This window comes from Streptomyces sp. NPDC050674 (genome assembly GCF_040654575.1).
In the GTDB taxonomy this organism is placed as follows: domain Bacteria; phylum Actinomycetota; class Actinomycetes; order Streptomycetales; family Streptomycetaceae; genus Streptomyces.
On sequence record NZ_JBFAIG010000009.1, the window covers coordinates 61,944 to 84,473 of the forward strand.

Consider the following 22,530-nt stretch of genomic DNA (forward strand, 5'->3'; position numbering starts at 1 on the left):
AGTCGGTGGCTGACTGTGCTGCGTCGACCCTCCCGCTACGGCCCCCCGGCCAGCATGGCCCGGCGGATGGCCCGGCGCTGCGCGGCGGTCGTGGCGCCCCAGATGCCCGCGTCCTCCCCCTGCTCGATGGCCCAGACGCGGCAGGGAAGCAGGACCGGGCAGCAGCGGCACACGGCGAGGGCTTCGGTGACCTGGGGATCACCGTCCCGCTCGACCAGCGGGAAGAAGAGCTCGGGGTCCACACCCACGCAGGCGGCCTCGCGCAGCCACGCGCGCGCGGCGTTCGGCCGGTCGGCTCCGGCGTGGGAGAAAGGACGGTCACACGGCATGGCACACCTCTGCTTGCTGCCGACCAGGCCGGCAGGTGGCTGCGGCACCACGGCACCGCAGGCCCGGCAGGGGTCGCACCGTCCACTGTAAGCAGACGGCCGGGCACGAGGGAACGGTCAGTCCAAGCCGTGACGCCCACGGGGCTTCGACACCTCGCAGCGGCCGGCACCGGCTGCGTACCACCAGGCCGCGTCCGTCAGTCCTCGGCGGTCCAGGACGCTCACGTTCTCCCTCGACCGTCGCGCACTCACCCGCGCCGGGTGAAGCCACCCGGCGTTAGCCGTGCGCACGCTGGTGCGGACACGAAACCGTTCCCTGGAGGAGCCTTCGCCGTGGAACGTCCAGGCTCCGCATCGAAAACGAGGCGCACATGAGCGCGACACACACCCAACCATCACATCGGGCGCGGAACGAATGGGCCACCGGCCTGACCGCCTTCGCGGCAGTGATGCTCTTCCTGGTCGGCCTGCTCGACATCTTCCGCGGCATCATGGCCATCGCCGAGGACGACATCTTCGTCACGACCCGCAACTACGTGTTCGAGTACGACCTGACCGGCTGGGGCTGGATCCACCTCGCCCTGGGTGTGCTCGCCGTGATCGTGAGTCTCGGGCTGCTCAGGACGGCGATGTGGGCCCGCGTCGTCGGCGTGGCCATCGCGGGGCTCGTCATCGTCGCCAACTTCCTTTCCCTGCCTCAGTACCCGGTCTGGTCGATCATCATGATCGCGCTGTCGGGCTTCATCATCTGGGCCCTGTGCGTGGTGCCGCGCGAGAACCTCCTCGAGCCGTCGGAGGAAGGCGCTTGGCGCGAACGCGACGAGGTGTACCGCCCCACGGCCTCGCCTCGTCCTCCTGGCTGAGCGCACGACCGGACCTTCCACGACCATGCACCACACAACAGCAGCGGAGGCGGAGATGTGCCGCTGGATCGCCTACTCGGGTACGCCCGTCCTGCTGAGCCGGGTGCTGTTCGATCCGGCGCACTCGTTGATCGACCAGAGTCTGCACTCACGCCTGGGAGTGGAGACCACCAACGGGGACGGCTTCGGCATCGGCTGGTACGCCCCGGACACGGTCGCCACCCCGGGTGTCGTCCGGGACGTGGACCCGGCGTGGAACAACCGCAATCTCCGGGAGGTCGCGCACCACGTCCGCTCGGGTCTGTTCTTCGCCCACATCAGGGCGGCGACAGGTACGGCCGTGCAGCAGTCCAACTGCCACCCCTTCCGCCACGGGCGCCGACTGTGGATGCACAACGGCATGATCAAGGACTTCCGGCTCATGCGGCGTGACCTGGCGATGGCCGTCGAACCGGCGCTCTACGCCGACATCGAGGGTTCCACCGACTCCGAGCTCATGTTCTATCTGGCGCTCACGTACGGTCTGGAGGAGGATCCGCCCGGTGCGGTGGCACGCATGGTGGGGATGATCGAAAGCACGGGCCGGGCCCACGGCGTCCAGCACCCGCTCCAGATGACCGTCGCCGTGGCCGACGGCGAGCGCGTCTGGGCCTTCCGCTACGCCAGCGGGGGCCGTGCGCGATCCCTGTACTTCAGCACGAGGGTGGAAACGCTGCGCGCGCTGCACCCGGACGCCGAGTTTCTGCAGGACATCTCCGACGAGACCCGTCTCGTCGTCTCCGAGCCCCTGGGCGATCTCCCCGGCGCCTGGAACGAAGTCCCGGAAGGCACCTACGGCGTCATCCAGCCGGGCCATGATGTGCTCCACACGTTCCGTCCCGACGCCCCACCAGGTTCGGCCCGCCTCTGATCCGCCTTCCGACGCAGGTCAGCGGGCCGAGGCCCGGTCTGTCGCGCGCATGGCCAGGAGGGCTGGGATGCTGAGGGAGGAAGCGCTGCCCGTGACGTGGACCTGACGGACAGGGGTGAGGAGCGCCGTGGCGGAAATCCATGAGAACGCTCAAGGATCGGCGATTCCCCTCGGCGTGGCCCTGCCGCACACCGATCCGCTGGGCGATCCGTTTCTGCGTGCCAGGTTCGCTCCGCCCGCGAGACCTCGCACGTATCTGCGGCGTCAGCGGCTCGTCGATCACCTCGACCAGGCCCGCAAGACACCGTTGACGCTGCTCAACGGTCCGGCCGGAGCGGGCAAGACCCTGCTGGCCGCCGACTGGGTCTCCGGGGTGAGCCCGCCGGTCGCCTGGCTCTCGTTCAGCAGCGGAGACCGCCGCCCCGGCATGTTCTGGGCGTATGTCCTGCAAGCCCTGCGCACCTGTGGTGCTCCGCTGTCCGAAGCGGTCGGGACACCCGCCCAGGCCTCCAGGGTCAGCCACAGGCTGCTGTCGGCACTCGCCGCCGAGCTGAACGACCGCGACCGGCCCGTGCTCCTCGTGCTCGACGAGTACGACCGCGTGGCCGACACGAAGGTCGCGGAGCAGTTGGAGTTCATCCTGCGCAACGCCGGCCGGGGACTGCGCCTCGTGCTGGTCACCCGTACCGAACCACTGCTGCCGTTGCACCGCTACCGGGCGGTCGGCGAACTGACGGAGATCCGCTCCGCCGAACTGGCCTTCACCCCCGAAGAGGCCGGCGCACTGCTGGATCTGCACGGTGTGGATGTTCCGCTCCAGGCGGTGCGGAACCTGGTCGAACGCACGCGGGGCTGGGCCGCGGGTCTGAGCCTGTCCGCCCTGGCCGCCAGGGAGACCCCCGACCCCGAGCTCTATCTGAAGGAGTTCGAAGCCGACCGCAGCTCGGTCGCGGACTTCCTGCTGGCCGAGGTCCTCAAGGGGCGGTCGCGACAGACGCAGGACCTTCTGCTGCGCGTCAGTGTGCTGGAGCGGTTCTGTCCCGATCTGGCCAACGCACTGACCTGCCGCGTCGATGCCGAGCCCATCCTCGCCCGCCTGCACCGCGACAACGCGTTCATCGAACGTCTCGGGCACTCGTCCTACCAGCTCCACCCGCTGTTCAGGGAAATACTGCGGGCACACCTGCGCGTCCGCCTGCCCGGGCTGGAGCCGGAACTCCACCGGCGGGCCGCGCGATGGCTGCGTCGTCACGGCCACCTGCCGGAGACACTCGCCCACTCCGCGGCCGCGGACGACTGGGACCTCGCCGCCGACGCCCTCGTCGGCGACCTCGCGATCGGGCGGCTCTTCACCGGCCCCGACGCGCACGACCTGGCGCGGTTGTTCTCCCGTATGGGCCCCGAGGCGACAAGCCCGGCCACGGACCTCGTGCGTGCCGCCCGCGACCTGTCCCGCCACGACCTGGACCATGGCCTGGCCAGCCTGCGCCACGCCGAGGAGCAGCTCGCCGACGACACCCGCGACCTGGCGGCCGCCCGGCTGAGCTGCGCGCTGCTGGAGGCCACGGCCGCCCGGCTGACCGGGAGTCCCCCACAGGTGGAGCGGGCCGCCGAATCAGCCGCGGTACTACGGCAGGAAGTACCGGCCCACCTGCTGGACAGGCATCCCGAACTCACCGCCCTCCTGTTGACCCACGTGGGCTCCACACTCCTGTGGGCCGGGCGTTTCGAGGACGCGCGCACCGTCCTGACCACCGTGGCCGCGGCTCCCGTCGGGGCGTCCTCCGAGGCGCCCCGCAAGGAGGCACTGGGACACCTGGCTCTGCTCGACTACCTCGACGGCTGGCCCGGCCGCGCGGAGCGCAAGGCACTGGCGGCGGTGCCCGAGGCGGATCGGACCGGTCCGCCCCGGCCGTCCGGCTCGGACATCGGACGGCTGGTCCTGGCGGCGGTGGCGGTCGACCGCGATGAACTCGACCGGGCCGAAACCCTCCTAGACGCCACGGCCGATCTCCCCTTCGCCACGCGCGATCCGGTGGTGGCGGCGGGCCGGGCCCACGCCGCGGCTCGCCTCCTGATGGCCAGAGGGAAGATCCGGGCCGCGGTGGAGGCGGCGGACCCGGCCGTTCCGGCCGCCGTGCCCTCGCCGTGGGCGACGAGTCAGGAAGCGCTCGTCACCTCGGCCGCCCACCTGGCCCGGGGACGGCCGGACCAGGCGGCCGAGGTGCTCCGGGCGATCTCCGGCGACCAGCCTGTATGTGCCGTGGAGGCCGCTTCGATCCAGTTGGCCGCACGGCGTACCGCGGCGGCTTTCGCGCTGCTCGACAGCGTCCATGCCGAGGAACGGACCGGCCCCGCCGTCACCGTGCGGGCGGCGCTGGTGAGGGCGCGGGCCGCCGACGCGGCGGGAGACACGGCGGCTGCCCGCAAGCTTCTGGCACGGGCGCTCCTCGACGCCCGGCGCGAGCGGCTGCGGCGTCCGTTCCTGGACGCGGGGGCGTGGATCCGGCCTCATCTGGCCTCGGCTTCACTGCACGAGCTCGCGGCGGGTTGGCTGACGCCCACCGCTTCGCACCACGGCGCCCGGCCCGGACCACCGTCGCCGGCCGCTCCACTCGTGATCGGGGAGCTGAGCGCACGCGAACACGACGTCTTGGAGCGCGTCGCCCGGATGATGTCGACGGAGGAGATCGCCGCCGATCTGTACCTGTCGGTGAACACCGTGAAGACCCATCTCAAGAGCGTCTACAGAAAGCTGGCGGTGAACCGGCGAAGCGAAGCGGTACGCCGCGCGCGTGCCCTTCGCATGCTGTGAGGCCGCTGACGCTCCGGCCGGAGCGAACGCCCCGACTCCCTGAGGCACATGGAGCCGATCATGTCCAAGACCACCGCCACGGCGAGCCGCAGAAAGCGCCGGGCGGAACGACGCGCCACGGCGGACTACACGGGCGGCGTCTACGGTTCCATGCTGGCCGCCTCCGTGGTGATCGGCGCCGGCACCCTGGGCTCGTTCCCCCGCACCGAGCTGGTGGTGCTGTTGCTGCTCACGGGAGTGGTGTTCTGGATCGCGCACGTCCATGCCCAGCTGTTCGGGGCACGTCTGGCGCAGCAGACTCCGGACCGCCACCTCGTCCTGCACGTGTGCCGTGACGAGTGGCCCATCGTCAAGGCCGCCGTCCCACCGGCCGTCGCGGTGGCCGTCAGCCCGCTCCTGGGGCTGGATCTGCGAGGGGCCGGCTGGCTGGCTCTGTGTGTCGCCGTGGCCGGCCAGGTCGGCTGGTCTCTGGCGGCGGCCCGCCGCGCCGGTGCCTCGCCGCGACTCATGGCCGTCACCGCTTCGGTCAACCTGCTGCTCGGCCTGCTCATCATCGCCTTCAAGATCGTGCTGAAGCACTGATCCGGCGTCCGTCATGGAGGGGGTCACCGGGGTCACCTGCTCCGGGTGAGGTTCGGACCGGCACGGAGGCGGACGATGGCGGTGAGGGCGCCGTCCGCCTGTCCCGGTCAGCCGTGGGAGGACAAGTTCGTGCGCTACGAGATCCGCGTCGAGGGACGCCTGTCGGAGACTCTGGCCGAAGCGTTTCCGGAGCTGGGCCATGTGGTGATGGCCGGTCAGACGGTCCTGTTCGGCCCTGTCGTGGACGAAGCGCACCTGTACGGGCTGCTGGCCCGCTGCCAGTCGCTCGGACTGCGCGTCGTGGAGATGCGGCCGGTACCGGAATGATCCATGAGCGCCGTTCCGACGGGGGGTTCCTCCGCGGCCGTCGTCACCAAGGACCTGCGCCGCGGCGTCGTCCTGGGCAGCGCGGTGCTTGCCGTCATCGCGGGGATCGTGGTGCTCGCCCTGCCGTCGGAGTCGGCCCGGGCCCTGACCCGGCCGCTCCGCCTAACGCAGGGCCGTCGCCACCAGGCCTTCGAGCGCCTCGCGCGGCACCTCGCCCCCGCTCACGAGCCGGTCGAAGACCAGCCCGTCGACGCAGGACAGCAGCGTGTGCGTGCGGCTCTCGACGTCCGTGACGCCGCGCTCGGCGAGGAACGAGCGGACGGCTGCGCGCCCGGCGTTCTCGCGGGGGGTGAGGATCTCCCGCAGTTCCGGGTCGCGCACGCTCTCGACGGCGCAGGCGTAGCGGGCCAGTGAGCGGCGGCGGCCCTCGCCGGTGAGCCGCTGTCGTACCAGCAGCGCCAGGCCGTTCACCAGGTCCTCGGAGGTGCTCAGGGGCGGGAGCCGCTCGGCCGTCGTGTGCAGTTCCCGCTGGTCGAGTTGGACCAGGCGCGTGACGAGCGCGGTGAGCAGCGCGGCGCGGGTGCGGAAGTAGGCCGAGGTGGTACCGGGCGGCATCGCGGCCCGGCGGTCCACCGCGCGGTGGGTCAGGCCGCGGATCCCTTCGTCGGCGAGTACGTCGAGAGCCGCGTCCGCGAGGAGGGTGCGCCGTTCGGTAGCCATGGTTCCTTTCTACACCTGTAGAGCTTCGGATAGGGTCGGCCTTCTACAGATGTAGAAGGAGAAGTGGGGGCTCGTGATGGGCGACACAGCGGTGATCGTCGGAGGAGGCATCGGCGGGCTGGCCGCCGCCATCGGTCTGCGCCGCGTCGGCTGGCAGGTGACGGTCGTCGAGCGCGCGTCCGTGCTCGACGACGTGGGGGCCGGCATCTCGCTGGCGGCCAACGGCCTGCGAGCACTGGACGCGCTCGGCGTCGGCAAGGCGGTGCGCGAGGCGTCACGGGGCCAGTACAGCGGCGGCACCCGCACACCGCGGGGCGGTTGGCTGGCCCGGATGGACGGCGCGGCCCTGGAGAAGGCGGTCGGCACGCCCATCATGGGCATACCCCGCGCCACCTTGCACCGGCTGCTGCGCGAGGCCCTGCCCGCCGAGACCCTGCTGATCGGCTCCGAGGCCGGGTGGGTCCGGCAGGTCGGGCCCGGAGTGGTTCACGTCGGCTGCGGCGAAACGATCCTGGAGGCCGGCTTGGTGGTGGCGGCCGACGGCATCGGCAGCAAGGTCCGCGAGCGCCTCTTCCCCTCCCATCCCGGCCCGGTGTACAGCGGCTCGACCGTTCTGCGCGCCGTGACGGAACAGGCAGTCGACCTGGATACCGACTTCGAGCTGACCTGGGGGCGCGGCGCCGAGTTCGGGCACATCGCCTTCCGGGACGGGCGCGCCGAGTGGCACGCGGTCCTGACCCTTCCGGCCGGAACGCGGTTCTGCGACCCCCTGGCCGAACTGCGCCGGCGGTTTCGCCACTGGCACGACCCGATCCCCGCCCTGCTCGGCGCGACCCAGGCGGAGGCCGTACTGCACCACGACGTCAACGAACTGCGCCCACCACTCCCCTCGTACGCGGTCGGCCGGATCGCGCTGCTCGGCGACGCGGCGCACGCGATGACCCCGAACCTGGGACAGGGGGCCTGCCAGGCACTGGAGGACGCGGTCTCGCTGGCCGCCGCGCTCGCCTCCGCGCCCTCCACGGAAGCCGCCCTCGCGCGGTACGACGCCGAGCGCCGGCCCCGCAGTCAAGCCGTCGCACGCGCCGCCCGGCAGGCCGGACGACTGGGTCACCGGCTCGCCCACCCGGTGCCCGTCACCCTGCGCAACACGGCGATGCGGCTGACGCCCTCCCGCGCCGCCGTGCGCATGATCCTCCGGCATCACGAGTGGAGCCCGCCGCACCTCGGCTGAGCAGCGCGGCTCCGCACGCTCCCGGCGGCTGGTCGCGCCCGGCCGTCCCGCGACTCGGGCAGGGCGCGCCGACGATGTGTGCCCCGTACAGTTAAGTGACGGGGACCTGCCTCGTCCCTCCGCCCCGAACCGCACGGGAGCACCCATGCACCACCCGTCCGGCGGCCCGGACGACGACTCCGGCGCTCTGTTCGGGCTCGACGCCCTCACTCCTGCCCCCGCCCCGGCCGACCACCGGCCCTCCTTCCGCACCTCGGCCGCGGCCCGCAGGCTGCTGCCCGTGCGGGAGATCTACGCCGAGCCCGCGGCGGCCGCGTCCCCGCGCGGGCGGCAGATCAGCGCCCGGTTCCCCGACGCCCGGATGACGACGGTGGAGTCCCACTGGCGCGTCCCCGGGCTGCACGGCAACGAGGGCAACATCGAGCGCTGGGTGCGGATCAAGGGAGAGACGCTGGTACTGGGCGAGAAGAAGACCCTCACCACACGCCCCAACGGCCGGTCGGCCGACTGGATCGCACCCGGCACCTCCAACGGCTGCGCCATGGCCTGCGCCTACTGCTACGTGCCCCGGCGCAAGGGGTACGCCAACCCCATCACCGTCTTCACCAACATCGACCGCGTGATCGCCCATCTCGCCCGGCACGTGGCGCGGCAGGGGCCCAAGCCCGAGCCGAACCAGTGCGACGACCGGGCGTGGGTGTACGACATCGGGGAGAACGGCGACTGTTCGGTGGACGCGCTGATCTGCGACAACACCGCGGATCTGGTGCACGCCTTCCGCCAGTGGCCCACCGCCAAGGCGTCCTTCGCCACCAAGTTCGTCAACCCCGACCTGCTGGCCCTCGACCCGCGTGGCCGCACCCGCATCCGCTTCTCGCTGATGCCGCCGGACGACGCCCGGCTGCTCGATGTGCGCACCTCGCCGGTCGCCGAGCGCATCGGCGCCGCGGCGGACTTCCTGGACGCCGGGTACGAGGTCCACTTCAACCTCTCCCCCGTGGTCATCCGCCCGGGCTGGGAGGAAGCCTGGGCCGAGCTGCTGATCCACCTCGACGACGTGCTGCCCCGGCGGGTGAAACAGCAGGCCGCCGCAGAGGTGATCATGCTGACCCACAACCGGGAGCTCCATGACGTCAACCTCGGCTGGCACCCCCGGGCCGAGGAGGTCCTGTGGCGACCGGAACTCCAGCAGGCCAAGCGGTCCGAGAACGGCGCCATGAACCTCCGCTACCGCAACACCGTCAAGAGGGAGGCGGTGCAGGGCCTGCGCACCCTCATCGAGCGCCACGCGCCGTGGCTGCGCGTGCGTTACGCCTTCTGAGCGCCGTAAGGGCTGACAGGCCCCCGCCCGTGGGGGACGCCGCACGGCCGGACAGAGCAAGCTCGCCGAGCGCGTGCGCATGGTCCCGGCCGATGCTGAGGTGCTCAAGCCCTCCGATCCTCCCGGGACCTCCATGCCGAACACTGCCCTCCCCCGCCCGCGCACCCGTGTCCGTACCGGTGCCGATCCTCGCGCCCGCCTGCGGCGCCTGTCCGTCGTCGCCCTGCTCGGCGCCTCCTTCCTCGGTGGCCTGCTCCTCGCCCCGGCGGCGAGTTCCACCGACGGTGGCTTCGCCGGCCACGGCACCCGCTCCGGCGGTGGTGAACGCGCCTTGCAAGAGCAGCTCGAAGAGCTCGTCACCACGCCCGGAGGGCCTCCGGGCGTGATCGTCGTGCTGCGCCGGGACGGCGCCCCGCGTGTCCTGCGCGCCGGTGTCGCCGACCTGGAGACGGGCCGCCCCATCGAACCGACCGACCACATGCGGATCGCCAGTACCGCCAAGGCGTTCAGCGGCGCCGTGGCTCTGCGTCTGGTCCAGGAAGGCGCGCTCGGCCTCGACAGCACCATCGGCAGCACCCTGCCGCAGTTGCCGCGCGCCTGGCGGTCGGTCACCCTGCGGCAGATGCTGAACCACACCAGCGGTCTGCCCGACTACACCGAGGACCCCGAGTTCGCGGAGCTGCTGCAGTCGGACCCGCGCCGCACCTTCGACCCACGCCGCCTGCTGGACTTCGTCGCGGACGAACCGCTGCGCTTCCGCCCCGGCTCCCGGTACCGGTACTCCAACTCCGACAACATCGCCGTCGCGCTGATTGCGGAGGCCGCGACCGGCAGGCCGTACGAGGAGCTGCTGGAGCGGATCGTCTTCCGGCCGCTCGAACTGCGCGACACCAGCCTCCCACTGGGCTACGAGATGCCCGAGCCGTACATGCACGGTTACGTCGTCGAGCCGCCCCGGCCGCCGGAGGACGTCAGTGAGGTGCTCAGCGCGTCCGGCGTGTGGGCCTCGGGCGGAATCGTCTCCACTCCGGCGGACCTGACGCGCTTCGTGCGTGCCTACGCCTCCGGACGCCTGACCTCGCCGGAGGTGCTGCGTGAGCAGCGCCGCTGGGTCGAGGGAGCCTCCGAACCGGCCGGCCCCGGCCGCAACAAGGCGGGGCTCGGCATCTTCCGCTACGAGACCCGCTGCGGGGTCGTGCTCGGACACACCGGCAACTTCCCGGGCTACACCCAGCTGATCGCCGCGACCCCCGACGGCCGCGCGTCCCTCACCTTCTCGCTCACCACGCAGGTGAACAAGACACTCAACCCCGGTCTGCTGGAGCGGCTGCGCACGATCGAGGAGAACGCGGTGTGCACCCTGCTGGGCGGCCGGCGCCGCTGAGGCGGACCGGCGTCGCCGGCGCGTGCCGGGACGCGCCTCGGACCGGGCCCCCGGCGCCGCCGCGCGAGGGGGCCCGGGAATGCGCCGCCTCCCGTATCCCTCGTGCGGCGGGCACTCGAACGGGACGCCGTCCCGAACCCTTGTTCCCTCTTCGACGCGACTCCGTGTGCCGGATGCACCCCCTGGGCGGCCGGTGTCCGGCGCACGGGTGCGCACCGCCCGAATGACGGCGATCCGAGCACGCGCCGACCGGGCATGCAGTCCTACATGAGTGATCACCACGACGGACCCGACGCGGCCCATCGCCGCCCACCCGGCATGACCGACACCACCGTCCAGGCCCTGGGCGCCCTGTCCAAGGCCCTGGAGACGACCGAGCGCGCGCGAGGTCACCTCTACGCCTTCCACCAGCTGACGGGCGGGGCCGACTTCGAGCTGGACCGTGCGACCAGGCTGATGCGGGAAGCCGGGCACCCCGAGTGGGCGGAACGGATCCGGCGCGACGTCATCGGCCGCAACGTCATTCCGGGCCACTGGACGTTCCAGATCGTCGAGGCCTACAACGCCACGTACTACGAGCCGTTCAAAGCCGCGGAACGGCAGGCGCGCCAGGAACTGGCCGACGGCAGGGACCACCTGTACGAGGCCGAACTCAAGGAGGAACGGCGCACCGGCGGGCACCCCGACCACACGGCTCGGCCCGACTCCCCACCGCCGGGGTGACGTGTCCGCAGGGCCACGCCGCCGGATGGCGCATCTCACCATTTTCGGGCCTTTATGGACATAACCTGCGCGGTATGAACAAATGCCATATCGCGTATCTGGCGTGCACGGCGGCGCTGCTCGGGACGAGCCTCGGGGCGGCCCCGTCGAGCGCCGCCCACACGCTCCATCTGGTGAAGCCGGGGGAATCGATCCAGAAGGCGGTGGACAGCGCCCGGCCGGGCGACACCGTGCTGCTGGCCTACGGCACCCACCACGGAAGCGTCGACGTGACCACGCCCGGACTCACCCTGCGTGGCATGGGCCACGGCACGGTGCTCGTACCGCGGGCGAACACCGCCACCGCCGCCTCGGCCGCCGGCAGCCGGTCGGGCGTCGCGAAGGCCGCGGGCAGTTGTGCCGCCGCCGGCAACGGCATCTGCGTCACGGGCACGAAGGACCACGCCGTCGACGGCGTCACCGTCGCTTCCCTGACGGTGACCGGCTTCGGCAAGACCGGCGTATACGCCCGGGAGGCCGACGGGCTGACCGTGCGCAACGTCACCGCGGTCGGCAACGGCGTGTGGGGGATCGCCACGGAGCGTTCGGACCGCGGTGTGTTCCGCGGCAACACGGCCCGGGACAACGGCGACGCGGGTCTCTTCCTCGCCAACACGGTGACGGAGGAGGAAGGGGCCACGGACACCGGGGGCACGGTGGTGGTGGGCAACCGGCTGGAAGGCAACCGGATCGGCGTCACCGTCCGCCGGCTGCGCAACCTGACCGTCGCGGGCAACCAGCTCACCGGCAACTGCGCGGGGGTCTTCGTCGTCGGCGACGAGAACAAGCCGAAGGCCGGCCTCGTGACCGTGCGCGACAACCGCATCGAGCGCAACAACAAGTCCTGTCCGAAGACCGCCCGGCTGGACGCCCTCCAGGGGTCGGGCATCGTCCTGACGGGCACCGAGGACAACCTGATCACCCACAACGTGATCAGGGACAACAGCGGCAACTCCCCGCTCTCGGGCGGCATCGTCGTCTTCAAGAGCTTCGTCGGCACGACCAGCGAGCGCAACCGGATCAGCGACAACCTGCTGAGCGGCAACTCCCCGGCGGACCTGGTCAACACGGACCCCGGCAAGGGCAACACGTTCCAGGGCAACTCCTGCCTGTCGTCCAAGCCCGCCGGACTGTGCTGACCGCACACCGCAGAGCCTCGCGAACCCGGGGGCCCCACGGCTGTCCAGGGCCCCCCGAGCTGTACATCACCCTGCTGGAACCCCACAGGAAGGCGGCACATGACGACCACTCAGCCCGCTCCACCTCCGTCCATGCGGCTGCGGGAACTCGCATTCGGGGCGGCGTGTGCCGCCGCCCTGCGCGCGGCCGCCCGGCTCGGCGTCCCCGACGCCCTCGGTGACGACCCCATGGCCGTGGAGGACATCGCGGCCACGGTGAAGACCGAACCAGGCCCGCTGCGACGGCTTCTTCGGGCCCTGTCCTGCTACGGCGTCTTCACCGAGCACCCGGACGGGACGTTCGCGCACACGGACGTCTCCCGGCTGCTGCGCGAGGACGACCCCAACAGCCTGCGCGCCATCACGCTGTGGTGCACCGAGCCGTGGACCTGGGACGTCTGGCCCAAGCTCGACGAGGCCGTGCGCACCGGACGCAACGTGGTGGAGGACCTGTACGGCAAGGAGTTCTTCCCCTACCTCAACGAGGACGCCCCGGAGTCGGCGGACGTCTTCAACCGCGCCATGACGACCTCCAGCGTGCAGTCGGCGCGCGACGTCGCGCAGTTCCTCGACCTCACGGGGTGCGCGTCGGTCGCCGACATCGGGGGCGGCCAGGGGCACGTGGTGGCGAGCCTGCTGGACAAGTACCCCGAGATGCGCGGGACGCTGCTCGACCTTCCCCGGGTGGTGGAGAACGCCGTGCCGCGACTGCGCGCGGGCGGGGACCTCGCGGACCGCGCCGACGTGGTGCCGGGCGACGTCCGCACGGCCGTACCGGTGAAGGCTGACGTCTACGTCATCAAGAACATCCTGGAATGGGACGACGAGAGCACCACCCGCACGCTGCGCAACGTCCGCGAGGCCGGCGGCCCCGGGGCCCGGGTGGTGGTCATCGAGAACCTCGTCGACGACTCGCCCTCGATGCGGTTCAGCACCGCGATGGACCTGCTGCTGCTCCTCAACGTGGGCGGCGCGAAGCACACCACCCGGAGCATGCGGGACCGCCTCACCGGAGCCGGCCTGATCATCGACGACATCAGTCCGGTCAACCCCTATCTGCACGCGTTCGACTGCCACATCCCCGGCTGAACCGCCGCCCCGGCGGGACCCGGTGATCCCGGGGCTCCCGCCGGGGCGGACAACGACGGTCGCCGGGTCCGCGACGCTGCGGACCCGGCGACCGTCGAAGGCCGGCGGTGATCAGCCGGCCGCGTCGCGCTCCCAGAGGTAGAAGCGCTGCGCCATGGCGTCCTTCGGGGAACGCCAGGTGTCCGGGTCGTACGCGCTGACGTACGCGGACAGCCGCTCGCTGACGTCCCGGAACTCGGGATGGCCGGTGATGCGGGCGATGGCCGGCCCGGGCTCGCGCTCGGCCTCGATCAGGTGCATGTAGACATCGCCGAACTGGAAGAGGCTGCGCCGGGTCACGCCGACCAGGTGCGGCAGCTCCCCGCGGTCGGACTCCTCGAACACCTTGGCGATGTCGGGTGCCGATCCCGGGGCCATCCGGGCGACGATCAGGGCTTGGTGCATGGGGGTTCTCCGTCCGGCTCAGTCGGTCAGACCGGCACTCGCACCGCGTTCCGCGGCGATCTTCTCGATGCGGTCGCGGATCAGGCCCATCTGCACCTTCGAGTTGCGGTTGATGTTGTCCGTCATCCACTCGTCGTCGACGGGCGCGTCCGGCTTCATCGCGAAGTCCTGCGTCCAGACCATCCGCGTGCCGGCCGGTACCTCCTCGTACCGCCAGTGGATGTCCATGTGGGCGAAGGGACCCGTCTCGACCCGGCGGGCCTTGACGGTGAGCGTGTCACGGTCCGGCTCGCGCTCGGAGACCCAGCTCCACACGGTGCCGTTGTCGTCCGGGTGCATGGTCAGCCGGAAGGTCGTCCTTGCGCCCTCGCGGGAGAGGATCTCGACGGAGGCGTACTCGCTGAACAACCGCGGCCAGTTCTCCAGGTCGTTGGTCACCTCCCAGACGAGGTCCAGGGGTGCCGCGATGGTGATCTCGTTCTGCGTGTGTCCCGCCATGTCACGCTCCTGCCATGAGGGCACTGTTGACGAGGTCGAGGAACTGCCGGGGCGACTTGGAGCGTTCGGCGTCCGGCGGCATGGGGGTGCCGTAGCGGTTCTCCAGTTCGCCCACGATGCCCAGCAGGCCCAGCGAGTCGACGCCCATCGATTCGAAGACCGCTCCGTCGCGGCGGAGTTCCTCCGGTGTGACGGTGGCACCGGCACACTTCTTCATCAGTTCGGCCAGCTCTTCCACGGTGATGCGGTCAGTCATGCCGTTCCCTTTCTCTCCTGCTTCGCAACGCCCCGCTACGAGGCGTCGGTGGCGCCGTGCCGCAGCACCAGCGCCGAGTTCGACCCCATGAGCCCCCGGCTCAGAACGAGGGCCGTGCGTACCTCGGCGGTACGGGCCCGGCCGGTGACGAGGTCGAGGTCGTGGCAGATGTCGAAGACGTTGGGGGTGGGCGGGATGAGCCCGTCCTCCATCGCCAGCACCGCCGCCGCCGCGTCCATCAGCGGCGCCGCGCAATAGCCCCGGCCGATCCCGGTCTTCGGCGCGGTGACGGGCACCCGGGTGCCGTGGGCGCCCAGGGCATCGGCGATGGCCAGGGCCTCGGCGCGGTCCGCCGCCGGTACGCCGAGGGCGTCGGCGAAGACCACGTCGATCTCCTCGGGGGCGCAGTTCGCCTCGGCCAGAGCCCCGCGGACGGCCTGGGCGAGCCCTTCCCGGGACTCCTCCCAGCGGCCGGCCCCGGTGAAGGTCGCCGCGTGCCCGGCCAGGTGGGCCCGCACGCGCGCGCCCCGCTCCCGGGCCGTGCCCTCCGCTTCCACGACGACCATGGCGCCGCCTTCCGCGGGCACGAACCCGCAGGCCGCGGACGTGAACGGGCGGTAGGCGCGGGTCGGGTCGTCGACCGTGCTGAGTTCCTCGTAGCCGAGTTGGCAGACCACCGAGTACGGCGCGATCGGCGCCTCGGTCGCCCCGGCCACGATCACGTCGGTGCCGCGCCGGACGGCCCGTGCCGCATGGGCGAGGGCGTCCAGGCCACCTGCCTCGTCAGCGGCGACGACGGAGCAGGGACCCTTGAAGCCGCGGCGGATGGAGATCTGGCCGGTGCTGGCGGCGTAGAACCAGGCGATGGACTGGTACGGGCCGACGAAACGGCTGCCCTTGCCCCACAGTTGCTGGAGCTCGCGCTGCCCGAACTCGCCGCCGCCGGAGCCGGCCGCGGTGACCACGCCCACGGAGAACGGCGCGCCGTCGGTCTCGGTCCGGTGCAGCCGGGCGTCGTCCAGCGCGAGGTCGGCCGCGCCCATCGCGAAGTGGGTGAACCGGTCGGTCTGGACGAGGAAGCGTTCCTCGATCGCCGCCGACGGGTCGAAGTCGCGCACCTGGCCGGCCACCCGCAGCGGGAGGTGCTCACAGCCCTCCCGCGTGACCCGGTCCAGGACGCTGATGCCTTCCCTGGTGGACTTCCAGAAGGTCTCGGTGCCGGCTCCGTTGGGCGCGATCACACCGATTCCCGTGATGGCCGCGCGCCGTGGGCGAGGTTCGCTCATCGTGTCTTCTCCCTCGGCCGGTTCATGACCACCGCGGACTGGAAGCCGCCGAATCCGCTGCCCACCGAGAGCACGCTGTCGAGCTTGCGCTCACGGGCGACGCGCGGGACGTAGTCCAGGTCGCACTCGGGGTCCGGGGTCTCGTAGTTCGCGGTCGGCGGTACCACCTGGTGGGTCAGGGCCAGCACGCAGGCGACGAGTTCGATCGCCCCGATGGCGCCCAGGGAGTGGCCCACCATCGACTTGATGGAACTCATGGGGGTCTTGTAGGCGTGGCTGCCCAGCACCCGTTTCACCGCGGCGGTCTCATGGCGGTCGTTCTGCTTGGTGCCCGAGCCGTGTGCGTTGACGTAGTCGATCGCGGTGGGGTCGAGCCGTGCGTGGTCGAGGGCGTCCTCGATGGCGCGGGCCATCTCCACGCCCTCGCTGGTGAGACCGGTCATGTGGTAGGCGTTGCCGAACGTGGCGTAGCCGCCGATCTCGCAGTACACCTGGGCGCCGCGGGCCCGGGCGTGCTCGAGTTCCTCCAGCACGAGCACGGCACCGCCCTCGCCCATGACGAATCCGTCGCGGTCCGCGTCGAAGGGACGCGAGGCGTGGGCGGGGTCGTCGTTGTTCGAGGAGGTCGCCTTGATCGCGTCGAAGCAGGCCATGGTGATGGGGGAGATCGGCGAGTCCGAGGCGCCGGCGATGCAGACGTCGGCCCGGCCCTCCTGCACGGTGTGGAAGGCGTACCCGACCGCGTCGAGCCCGGACGTGCAGCCCGTGGAGACGGTCTGCACCGGACCGCGCGCCCCGAACCGCTCCGCCACCGTCGAGGCGAGGGTGGCCGGCGTGAAGGCGCGGTGCAGGTGCGGGCCCGCCTCGCGGTGGTCCACGTCCCAGCGCTGCCCGCCGTGGCTGACCAGGACGTAGTCGTGCTCCAGCCGGGTGGTGCCGCCGACCGCGGTGCCCAGCGAGACACCGACGCGCCAGGGGTCCTCGGCGCCGAGGTCGAGACCGGCGTCCCGCACCGCTTCGTCCCCCGCGACCAGGGCGAACTGGATGTAGCGGTCGCACCGTTCCACGTCCCGTGCGTCCAGGCCGTGGGCCGCCGGGTCGAAGTCGCACTCGGCGGCGATCCGCGAACGCAGACCGGACGGGTCGAAGAAGGTGATGGCACGGGTCGCCGTGCGCCCGGCCGCCAGGAGGTTCCAGAAGGCCGGGATGCCTATGCCGCCGGGAGCGACGATGCCTATGCCGGTGACCGCCACGCGTCTGGTCATGACCGGACCTGACGAAGGTCGGCCGCCTCCGCCCCCACCACCGCGGACTCGGCGCCGGTCTCCTCGGTGTCGACGTGGCCCAGCGGCGGGCTGGGGGCAAGGGGGCCGAGGTGGAAGACCATGCGGGCCTGCACCTTGCCGACGTTGCGGAAGCGGTGGCGCATGTTGACGGGGATCAGCAGCCCCTGCTCGGGCTGGAGCGGGTGCGGCTCTCCGTCCAGGTCCACCTCGAGCTGCCCGCACACCACGTACACGAATTCCTCGGAGTACGGGTGGTAGTGCTCGCCGATGCGGTCACCGGGCTCGATGAGGGCAACGCCCATGAACCCACTGGTGGAGCCGACCGTGGCCGGGGTGAGCATGGCGCGCAGGTCACCGCCTCGCCGGCGGTTGGGCTCGACGTCGCTCAGGTTCACGATGTTGGGACGAGATGTGATCACGCGTTCCTCCGTTGAGGTGCTGAACCCATGTGGGAGAGGCGTGCATCGCCTCTCCCACCGGATGACGAGTCAGGCGTCGGGCGACCGGCGGTCGGTGACGAGGTCCATGCGCGCCTTGTCGAGGAGGCGTGCGAGGCTGCCGTCCTTCGACGTGGGCGCGCCCAGGTCCGCGGTGTCGTCCAGGAGCGTGGTCAGCTCGGTGACCTGCGCCGAGTCGGACAGACCGAGGAGAAGCCCGGGGTCGGCGTCCTCGAGTCCGCCCCGGACGTCGATCAGCCGTACGACGACGTCGTCGCGCTGGAAGATCGTGCTGCGCAGGACGGGGCTGCGCGGGTCGTCCGCCGCCGTCTCGTCCCGGTGGGCCAGCAGCTCGGCCAGCTGCATGCCGCGCTCCGGACGCGCCGGGTAGTACAGGGCGTACCGCTCGGCCTGCTCGTCCTGCCGGCCCGCCGTCACGTGGTGGACGGCCGGCAGCGCGGCCCTGGTGAAGAAGACCCGGGCGGACTCTGGGTCGCCCAGGTCCCGGTCCTGTTCCAGGTGGGGGTTGATGGCCTCCTCGACGGCCCGCACCTCGGGCTGCCGGGCGACGTGACGCAGCGCGGCCAGCAGGTCGCCCCGCACCTCGACGGCCCGCACCACCCGGTTGCCGTGCATGAACAGCGAGGTGCGGCACAGCCGGGTGGTGTCGTCGACCTTCGGCTCGGGCGACTCGTAGTCGGCGAGGATCTTGGCGACGATCTCCTCGCTGCCCGGCTTGACGGTGAAGGTGAGCGCGTGCCGGATCACCCCGTCGCCGATCCGGGGCGCCGCCTGGAGCCGGCGGTCGGTCTGGTCGGCGGACGCCGCGGGTCCGCCGGTCTCGCGGACGACGTGGAAGCGCAGCGACCGGGTGTCGCGCACACAGCTGTGCAGCGGCTCCACCATCCGCACGTGCTCCTCGCTGTTGACCCAGGCGAGGAACGGCGGGGCGCTCTCCCACTCGCTGGTGATGAGCCACTGGGAGGGGTTCTCGATGGACTGGCACAGCTGGTCGCTGACATGCCCGGGGACCGACGCGACCTGGTTGCAGAGCTGTTCGTATGCCTCGAGGAACTCCTGCTGGGCGCCGTCGTGAACGTCGACCAGGAGGACGACTCGGAGCCGGGAACCGTCGAACACGGACTGGGAGACATGGTGCGACGCCTGGCGCGCCCGCGAACCTGCCACCCGTTCGGACGTGGTGGTCATCCTGCGCACATCTCCTTCGCGGAGGGGAAAGTGAGCGCCGGTCGCAGGGATGCGACGTCAGCGTTCCTCGATCTTGTTGCCGCCCGGGCACATCGCGCGACTTGGACGACGTACGGGAGTGACACGGCCCGGGGCGGCCGGGGCGAGAAGACCGCAGACGGGGAAGGTGATCGGTGCCATCCCGGCCTGCCGGTCGCGCTCCCCCGCACAGGTGACGGCGTTCGTCCGCTCACCCGGTGCTTTCGCCGTACACCGATCGCGGCGCGCGCCTCGGGGCTCCCTCTCGGCCGGGGCGAGCCGACCGGTGCCGGCCGGCTCGCCCCGGCCCCTCGCACGACCTCGCCGCGGGGGCGATGTCGCGGTCGGGGCCCGCCGGGGTCAGGCGACGGCCAGCGCGGTCCTCAGCACCTGGTGCAGCACCGCTTCGGCGTCCGCGTCCGGCCCCTGCGACCGCCATACGACGAACCCGTCGGGCCGGACGAGCACCGCGCCGCCGGGGCCCGTGCCATGACGCTCGGCCCAGTCGACGGCGTCCTCCGGCACCAGGTCGGCACCGGCTGCGGCGCCCACCCGGTACGACCTGAGCGGGAGGGCCAGCTTGTCGGCGAGGCGGAGGGCGGCCTCGTGCCACTCGTTCGGCTCAGCGGCGTCACTGAGCAGCACCAGGGACCGCTCGTAGAGGTCGAGCGTCGAGATCCGTTCGTCCCCGCGGCGCACCCACAGGTGGGGAGCCCGGCTGCCGGGGGTGCCCGTCAGGTCCAGGCGCTCCGGCACCACCGGGACCTCGGGATCGGCGCCGACGACGGCACCCTGCGGGTAGCGGTAGCCGAGCGCCACGTTGAGGATGCCCTTCTGAGGGCCACCGCCGCCCGCCGCGGGCGGTGCGGCGAATCCGGGATGGCTGTGCTCGGCCGACCGGGCCGCGGCCCGCGCGCTGGTGGCCTCGGCGACGGGGCGGCGCTCCGCGTCGTAGGTGTCCAGCAGGTCCTCCCCCGCCCAGCCGTCGAGCACGGCGGCCAGCTTCCAGGCGAGGTTGTGCGCGTCCTGGATACCGGTGTTGGACCCGAAGGCGCCCGTGGGGGACATCTCGTGGGCCGAGTCACCGGCCAGGAACACCCGTCCGGCGCGGTAGCTGCGGGCGACCCGCTGCGCGGCGTGCCAGGGCGCCTTGCCGGTGATCTCCACATCGAGGTCGTCGACCCCGACCGCCCGGCGGATGTGCTCGGCGCACCGCTCGTCGGTGAATTCGTCCAGGGACTGCCCGTCCTCGGGGTGCCAGGGGGCGTGGAAGACCCAGTTCTCACGGTTGTCCACCGGCAGCAGGGCGCCGTCCGCCTCCGGGTTCGTCAGGTAGCAGACGATGAAGTGGCGGTCGCCCACCACGTCGGCGAGCTTGCGGGAGCGGAAGGTGAGGCTGACGTTGTGGAACAGGTCGCCGGGCCCGCTCTGCCCGATGCCGAGCTGCTCACGCACGGGGCTGCGCGGACCGTCCGCGGCGACGAGATACTGCGCACGGATGGTGGTGTGCTCCCCCGTCTCGCGGCTCTTGACCACCGCGGTGACACCGGCGGGGTCGCTGTCGAAGGACATCAGCTCGGTGGAGAACCGCAGGTCGCCCCCGTGCCGGCGGGCATGGTCGAGCAGGACCGGTTCGAGGTCGTTCTGGCTGCACAGGCACCAGGCACTGGGACTGAAGCGGGCCAGGCCGCCGCCCGGGTCGATGTCCCGGAACAGCCACTCGCCCGCGTCGCCGACCAGCGTGGGCGTCTGGAGGATGCCGTGGTTGACGGCCAGGGTGGCGGCCGCCTCCTGGATCGCCTTCTCGACCCCCGCCACCCGGAACAGTTCCATGGTCCGGACGTTGTTGCCGCGGCCTCGCGGGTGGATGGAGGTGCCTGCGTGGCGCTCCACCAGCATGTGCGGTACTCCCAGCCGTCCCAGGAACAACGAGGTCGCCAGGCCGACCAGGGAGCCGCCCACGATGAGGACCGGGACGTCGATGGTGTCGGGGCCCGTCCGTCCGGCTCGTTCGTTCATCACTCTCGCCTCCAGCGCATCGATGCCGCCGACCCAGCCGGATACGGCGGAGATCCTCATGCATGCCCCGGGAAGATGACAGCGGCTCAGGCTTCACCCGCCTGCATCGCGCCGCGACCCCGCTCGTCCCCTCGGGGACGCCGGTTGAAAGAACCGGGTGGTGGCCATCGACACCGTAACCGGGGCCCTCGAACGGAGCTGGACGGTCGGCAAACGCCCCGCGCGGCATGGCAAAGGGGCCCCTGCCGGACCGTCGACGGTCCGGCAGGGGCCTCACTCACATGGTCCGTTCGGATCACCGCGGCGCCGGGTCGGCCGAAAGGAGCCTGGCCTTACAGCCGGGCGATCCACACGACAGGACTCAGTCCAGCGGGAAGTCCTCGTCGGGGAGGCCGCTCGCGTCGAACTCGCTGTCGCTCGGCGACGGGCCGCCGAGGAAGCCGCTCATGAGGTCCTTCAGGTCCAGCGTCGTGGCGCCGGCCGGAGCGGTGGGCTTGGCCCCCTCACGCAGCCGGAGCGTCAGGCCCAGCTTCTTGACCTTGGCGCTCTCGGCCAACTTGGCGAGGTCCAGGTCCACTTGGGACAGCTCGCCGTTCTTGAGCGTGAAGTCCGCCGTCACCTTGGCCTGAGGAGCCTCCTTCAGGTCCTTGTCCGTCGGCAGGTCCACGCCCAGCGGCAGGTCCTTCACCAGCGGGCGGATCTCACCGAACAGGTCGGTGATCAGCGTGCGGAAGGGGGCGGTGGCGGTGACGTGCTCGGTTCCCTCACCGCCACCGGCCGTCTTGAACTTCACATCGCGGGCGACGACTTCGCGGAGCGCCTTCACGAGCTTCTTCTGCGTCTTGGCGTCCAGGGACGGCGCGGGCGCCGGGCCGCCCTCGTCCTCCTGCCCCTCGGAGACGACCTTGTCCATCTCCTTGGTGCTGAACTTCACCCACTTGCCCTCGATGACGTCCTTCAGCGCCCCGGCCTCCGGGGGCAGCTGGTCGGCGCCGGGCAGAGGGGCTCCCATCATCTCGCTCATGGCGTCCACGTCGGCACGCAGGTAGGTGGAGTCGCCGAGCACCCGGTACTCGACGAGGTCACCGTCCGGGGTGCTGACCTTCATGGCCGTGCCGACGAGGTCCTTCTCACCGGACTCGTCGAGCGGCTTCCTCGACTGCACGGTCAGCGTGATCTTCGCGTCGCTGAGCAGTCCGGCCACCTCGTCCGGGATCTCCTCGCCGGGCGCGGGGTCCGACTTGGCGTCCAGCGCCTTCAAGGACGCGGCGTCGGTGTTCAGATCGAGCTCGAAGGAGAGGGTCTTCTTCTTGCCGAGCTTCTCGAAGGCTTGGTCCAGCTTCTTGCCGGCGGACAGCTGCTCCACCGTTCCGCAGGCAGCCGCGCCCGCGAGGACTGCACCGACGACGGCGGTGGCGGTCAGGGTCTTGCGTATGGGGTTGATGATGGTCTCCTCGTAGCTCCGATCACAACGTGATCATCCAGAAGACTCACCACCCGCCCGCAGGGTTGTACCGCACGTTCCGCGAGCTGAACCGTCCCGCGCCGGGGCGCGGTGTCCCT

22 protein-coding genes and 1 pseudogene are annotated in these 22,530 nt (G+C 71.5%); 12 read left to right on the forward strand and 11 right to left on the reverse strand.

Annotation, left to right across the window (positions count from 1 at the left end; genetic code table 11):
- Positions 1–35: 35 nt before the first annotated feature.
- Positions 36–329, reverse strand: a complete 294-nt coding sequence (locus AB0I06_RS16735; RefSeq protein ID WP_363119537.1) for a WhiB family transcriptional regulator — start codon at positions 327–329, stop codon at positions 36–38.
- A 371-nt stretch (positions 330–700) separates the two neighbouring features.
- Here AB0I06_RS16735 and AB0I06_RS16740 point away from each other — a divergent pair, with 371 nt between their 5' ends.
- The 6 genes and pseudogenes from AB0I06_RS16740 to AB0I06_RS16765 form a co-directional block, all read left to right on the forward strand.
- Positions 701–1,192, forward strand: coding sequence for a hypothetical protein (locus AB0I06_RS16740; protein WP_363119538.1), 492 nt, complete (start codon positions 701–703; stop codon positions 1,190–1,192).
- Between the two features lie 55 nt (positions 1,193–1,247).
- Complete coding sequence (locus AB0I06_RS16745; RefSeq protein WP_363119742.1) at positions 1,248–2,102, forward strand: class II glutamine amidotransferase; 855 nt, start codon at positions 1,248–1,250, stop codon at positions 2,100–2,102.
- Between the two features lie 136 nt (positions 2,103–2,238).
- Complete coding sequence (locus AB0I06_RS16750; RefSeq protein WP_363119743.1) at positions 2,239–4,917, forward strand: LuxR C-terminal-related transcriptional regulator; 2,679 nt, start codon at positions 2,239–2,241, stop codon at positions 4,915–4,917.
- A gap of 60 nt (positions 4,918–4,977) precedes the next feature.
- Positions 4,978–5,499 (forward strand): hypothetical protein, encoded by a 522-nt coding sequence (locus AB0I06_RS16755; protein ID WP_363119539.1) that lies wholly within the window; start codon positions 4,978–4,980, stop codon positions 5,497–5,499.
- Positions 5,500–5,628: 129 nt separating this feature from the next.
- Positions 5,629–5,826, forward strand: a complete 198-nt coding sequence (locus tag AB0I06_RS16760; protein ID WP_363119540.1) for a hypothetical protein — start codon at positions 5,629–5,631, stop codon at positions 5,824–5,826.
- Between the two features lie 36 nt (positions 5,827–5,862).
- Positions 5,863–5,991 (forward strand): annotated as a pseudogene (locus AB0I06_RS16765) (HdeD family acid-resistance protein); the annotation flags it as partial.
- Here AB0I06_RS16765 and AB0I06_RS16770 read toward each other — a convergent pair.
- Positions 5,989–6,546, reverse strand: a complete 558-nt coding sequence (locus tag AB0I06_RS16770; RefSeq protein WP_363119541.1) for a TetR family transcriptional regulator C-terminal domain-containing protein — start codon at positions 6,544–6,546, stop codon at positions 5,989–5,991. The pseudogene AB0I06_RS16765 and the gene AB0I06_RS16770 sit on opposite strands and share 3 nt — an antisense overlap.
- Positions 6,547–6,622: 76 nt before the next feature.
- On the opposite strand from AB0I06_RS16770, the gene AB0I06_RS16775 reads away from it, so the two are divergent.
- From AB0I06_RS16775 to AB0I06_RS16800, 6 genes are all read left to right on the forward strand, one after another.
- A complete protein-coding gene (locus AB0I06_RS16775; protein WP_363119744.1) occupies positions 6,623–7,780 on the forward strand; it encodes an FAD-dependent monooxygenase in 1,158 nt (385 codons plus the stop codon).
- A 145-nt stretch (positions 7,781–7,925) separates the two neighbouring features.
- Positions 7,926–9,101 carry a spore photoproduct lyase family protein gene (locus AB0I06_RS16780; protein WP_363119542.1) on the forward strand — a complete coding sequence of 392 codons (1,176 nt, stop codon included), beginning with the start codon at positions 7,926–7,928 and terminating at the stop codon, positions 9,099–9,101.
- A 133-nt stretch (positions 9,102–9,234) separates the two neighbouring features.
- Positions 9,235–10,485, forward strand: a complete 1,251-nt coding sequence (locus tag AB0I06_RS16785; protein WP_363119543.1) for a serine hydrolase domain-containing protein — start codon at positions 9,235–9,237, stop codon at positions 10,483–10,485.
- Positions 10,486–10,752: 267 nt separating this feature from the next.
- On the forward strand, positions 10,753–11,208 hold the full coding sequence (locus AB0I06_RS16790; protein ID WP_363119544.1) for a hypothetical protein: 456 nt from the start codon (positions 10,753–10,755) through the stop codon (positions 11,206–11,208).
- Between the two features lie 74 nt (positions 11,209–11,282).
- Positions 11,283–12,386 carry a right-handed parallel beta-helix repeat-containing protein gene (locus AB0I06_RS16795; RefSeq protein ID WP_363119545.1) on the forward strand — a complete coding sequence of 368 codons (1,104 nt, stop codon included), beginning with the start codon at positions 11,283–11,285 and terminating at the stop codon, positions 12,384–12,386.
- A gap of 99 nt (positions 12,387–12,485) precedes the next feature.
- Complete coding sequence (locus AB0I06_RS16800) at positions 12,486–13,514, forward strand: methyltransferase (RefSeq protein WP_363119547.1); 1,029 nt, start codon at positions 12,486–12,488, stop codon at positions 13,512–13,514.
- A gap of 111 nt (positions 13,515–13,625) precedes the next feature.
- On the opposite strand, the gene AB0I06_RS16805 is transcribed toward AB0I06_RS16800, so the two are convergent.
- From AB0I06_RS16805 to AB0I06_RS16845, 9 genes are all read right to left on the reverse strand, one after another.
- Positions 13,626–13,958 carry a TcmI family type II polyketide cyclase gene (locus AB0I06_RS16805; RefSeq protein ID WP_363119548.1) on the reverse strand — a complete coding sequence of 111 codons (333 nt, stop codon included), beginning with the start codon at positions 13,956–13,958 and terminating at the stop codon, positions 13,626–13,628.
- Positions 13,959–13,976: 18 nt separating this feature from the next.
- Positions 13,977–14,456 (reverse strand): SRPBCC family protein, encoded by a 480-nt coding sequence (locus tag AB0I06_RS16810; protein ID WP_363119549.1) that lies wholly within the window; start codon positions 14,454–14,456, stop codon positions 13,977–13,979.
- Position 14,457: 1 nt separating this feature from the next.
- Positions 14,458–14,712 (reverse strand): phosphopantetheine-binding protein, encoded by a 255-nt coding sequence (locus tag AB0I06_RS16815; RefSeq protein ID WP_363119550.1) that lies wholly within the window; start codon positions 14,710–14,712, stop codon positions 14,458–14,460.
- A gap of 35 nt (positions 14,713–14,747) precedes the next feature.
- Positions 14,748–15,998, reverse strand: a complete 1,251-nt coding sequence (locus AB0I06_RS16820; protein ID WP_363119551.1) for a ketosynthase chain-length factor — start codon at positions 15,996–15,998, stop codon at positions 14,748–14,750.
- Positions 15,995–17,263 (reverse strand): beta-ketoacyl-[acyl-carrier-protein] synthase family protein, encoded by a 1,269-nt coding sequence (locus tag AB0I06_RS16825; protein ID WP_363119552.1) that lies wholly within the window; start codon positions 17,261–17,263, stop codon positions 15,995–15,997. The genes AB0I06_RS16820 and AB0I06_RS16825 overlap by 4 nt, the downstream gene beginning before the upstream one ends.
- Complete coding sequence (locus AB0I06_RS16830) at positions 17,260–17,703, reverse strand: cupin domain-containing protein (RefSeq protein WP_363119553.1); 444 nt, start codon at positions 17,701–17,703, stop codon at positions 17,260–17,262. The genes AB0I06_RS16825 and AB0I06_RS16830 overlap by 4 nt, the downstream gene beginning before the upstream one ends.
- Before the next feature lie 69 nt (positions 17,704–17,772).
- Complete coding sequence (locus tag AB0I06_RS16835; RefSeq protein ID WP_363119554.1) at positions 17,773–18,930, reverse strand: SchA/CurD-like domain-containing protein; 1,158 nt, start codon at positions 18,928–18,930, stop codon at positions 17,773–17,775.
- Between the two features lie 378 nt (positions 18,931–19,308).
- Positions 19,309–20,967, reverse strand: coding sequence for an FAD-dependent monooxygenase (locus AB0I06_RS16840; RefSeq protein ID WP_363119555.1), 1,659 nt, complete (start codon positions 20,965–20,967; stop codon positions 19,309–19,311).
- 361 nt (positions 20,968–21,328) lie between these two features.
- On the reverse strand, positions 21,329–22,333 hold the full coding sequence (locus AB0I06_RS16845; protein WP_363119556.1) for a hypothetical protein: 1,005 nt from the start codon (positions 22,331–22,333) through the stop codon (positions 21,329–21,331).
- Positions 22,334–22,530 lie beyond the last annotated feature (197 nt).

Bases quoted from the DNA above. Each gene is read 5' to 3' on its own strand.
- AB0I06_RS16735 (WP_363119537.1), bottom strand. From the start codon at position 329: ATGCCGTGTGACCGTCCTTTCTCCCACGCCGGAGCCGACCGGCCGAAC.
- AB0I06_RS16740 (WP_363119538.1), top strand. From the start codon at position 701: ATGAGCGCGACACACACCCAACCATCACATCGGGCGCGGAACGAATGG.
- AB0I06_RS16745 (WP_363119742.1), top strand. From the start codon at position 1,248: ATGTGCCGCTGGATCGCCTACTCGGGTACGCCCGTCCTGCTGAGCCGG.
- AB0I06_RS16755 (WP_363119539.1), top strand. From the start codon at position 4,978: ATGTCCAAGACCACCGCCACGGCGAGCCGCAGAAAGCGCCGGGCGGAA.
- AB0I06_RS16770 (WP_363119541.1), bottom strand. From the start codon at position 6,546: ATGGCTACCGAACGGCGCACCCTCCTCGCGGACGCGGCTCTCGACGTA.
- AB0I06_RS16775 (WP_363119744.1), top strand. From the start codon at position 6,623: ATGGGCGACACAGCGGTGATCGTCGGAGGAGGCATCGGCGGGCTGGCC.
- AB0I06_RS16780 (WP_363119542.1), top strand. From the start codon at position 7,926: ATGCACCACCCGTCCGGCGGCCCGGACGACGACTCCGGCGCTCTGTTC.
- AB0I06_RS16785 (WP_363119543.1), top strand. From the start codon at position 9,235: ATGCCGAACACTGCCCTCCCCCGCCCGCGCACCCGTGTCCGTACCGGT.
- AB0I06_RS16790 (WP_363119544.1), top strand. From the start codon at position 10,753: ATGAGTGATCACCACGACGGACCCGACGCGGCCCATCGCCGCCCACCC.
- AB0I06_RS16795 (WP_363119545.1), top strand. From the start codon at position 11,283: ATGAACAAATGCCATATCGCGTATCTGGCGTGCACGGCGGCGCTGCTC.
- AB0I06_RS16800 (WP_363119547.1), top strand. From the start codon at position 12,486: ATGACGACCACTCAGCCCGCTCCACCTCCGTCCATGCGGCTGCGGGAA.
- AB0I06_RS16805 (WP_363119548.1), bottom strand. From the start codon at position 13,958: ATGCACCAAGCCCTGATCGTCGCCCGGATGGCCCCGGGATCGGCACCC.
- AB0I06_RS16810 (WP_363119549.1), bottom strand. From the start codon at position 14,456: ATGGCGGGACACACGCAGAACGAGATCACCATCGCGGCACCCCTGGAC.
- AB0I06_RS16815 (WP_363119550.1), bottom strand. From the start codon at position 14,712: ATGACTGACCGCATCACCGTGGAAGAGCTGGCCGAACTGATGAAGAAG.
- AB0I06_RS16820 (WP_363119551.1), bottom strand. From the start codon at position 15,998: ATGAGCGAACCTCGCCCACGGCGCGCGGCCATCACGGGAATCGGTGTG.
- AB0I06_RS16825 (WP_363119552.1), bottom strand. From the start codon at position 17,263: ATGACCAGACGCGTGGCGGTCACCGGCATAGGCATCGTCGCTCCCGGC.
- AB0I06_RS16835 (WP_363119554.1), bottom strand. From the start codon at position 18,930: ATGACCACCACGTCCGAACGGGTGGCAGGTTCGCGGGCGCGCCAGGCG.
- AB0I06_RS16840 (WP_363119555.1), bottom strand. From the start codon at position 20,967: ATGAACGAACGAGCCGGACGGACGGGCCCCGACACCATCGACGTCCCG.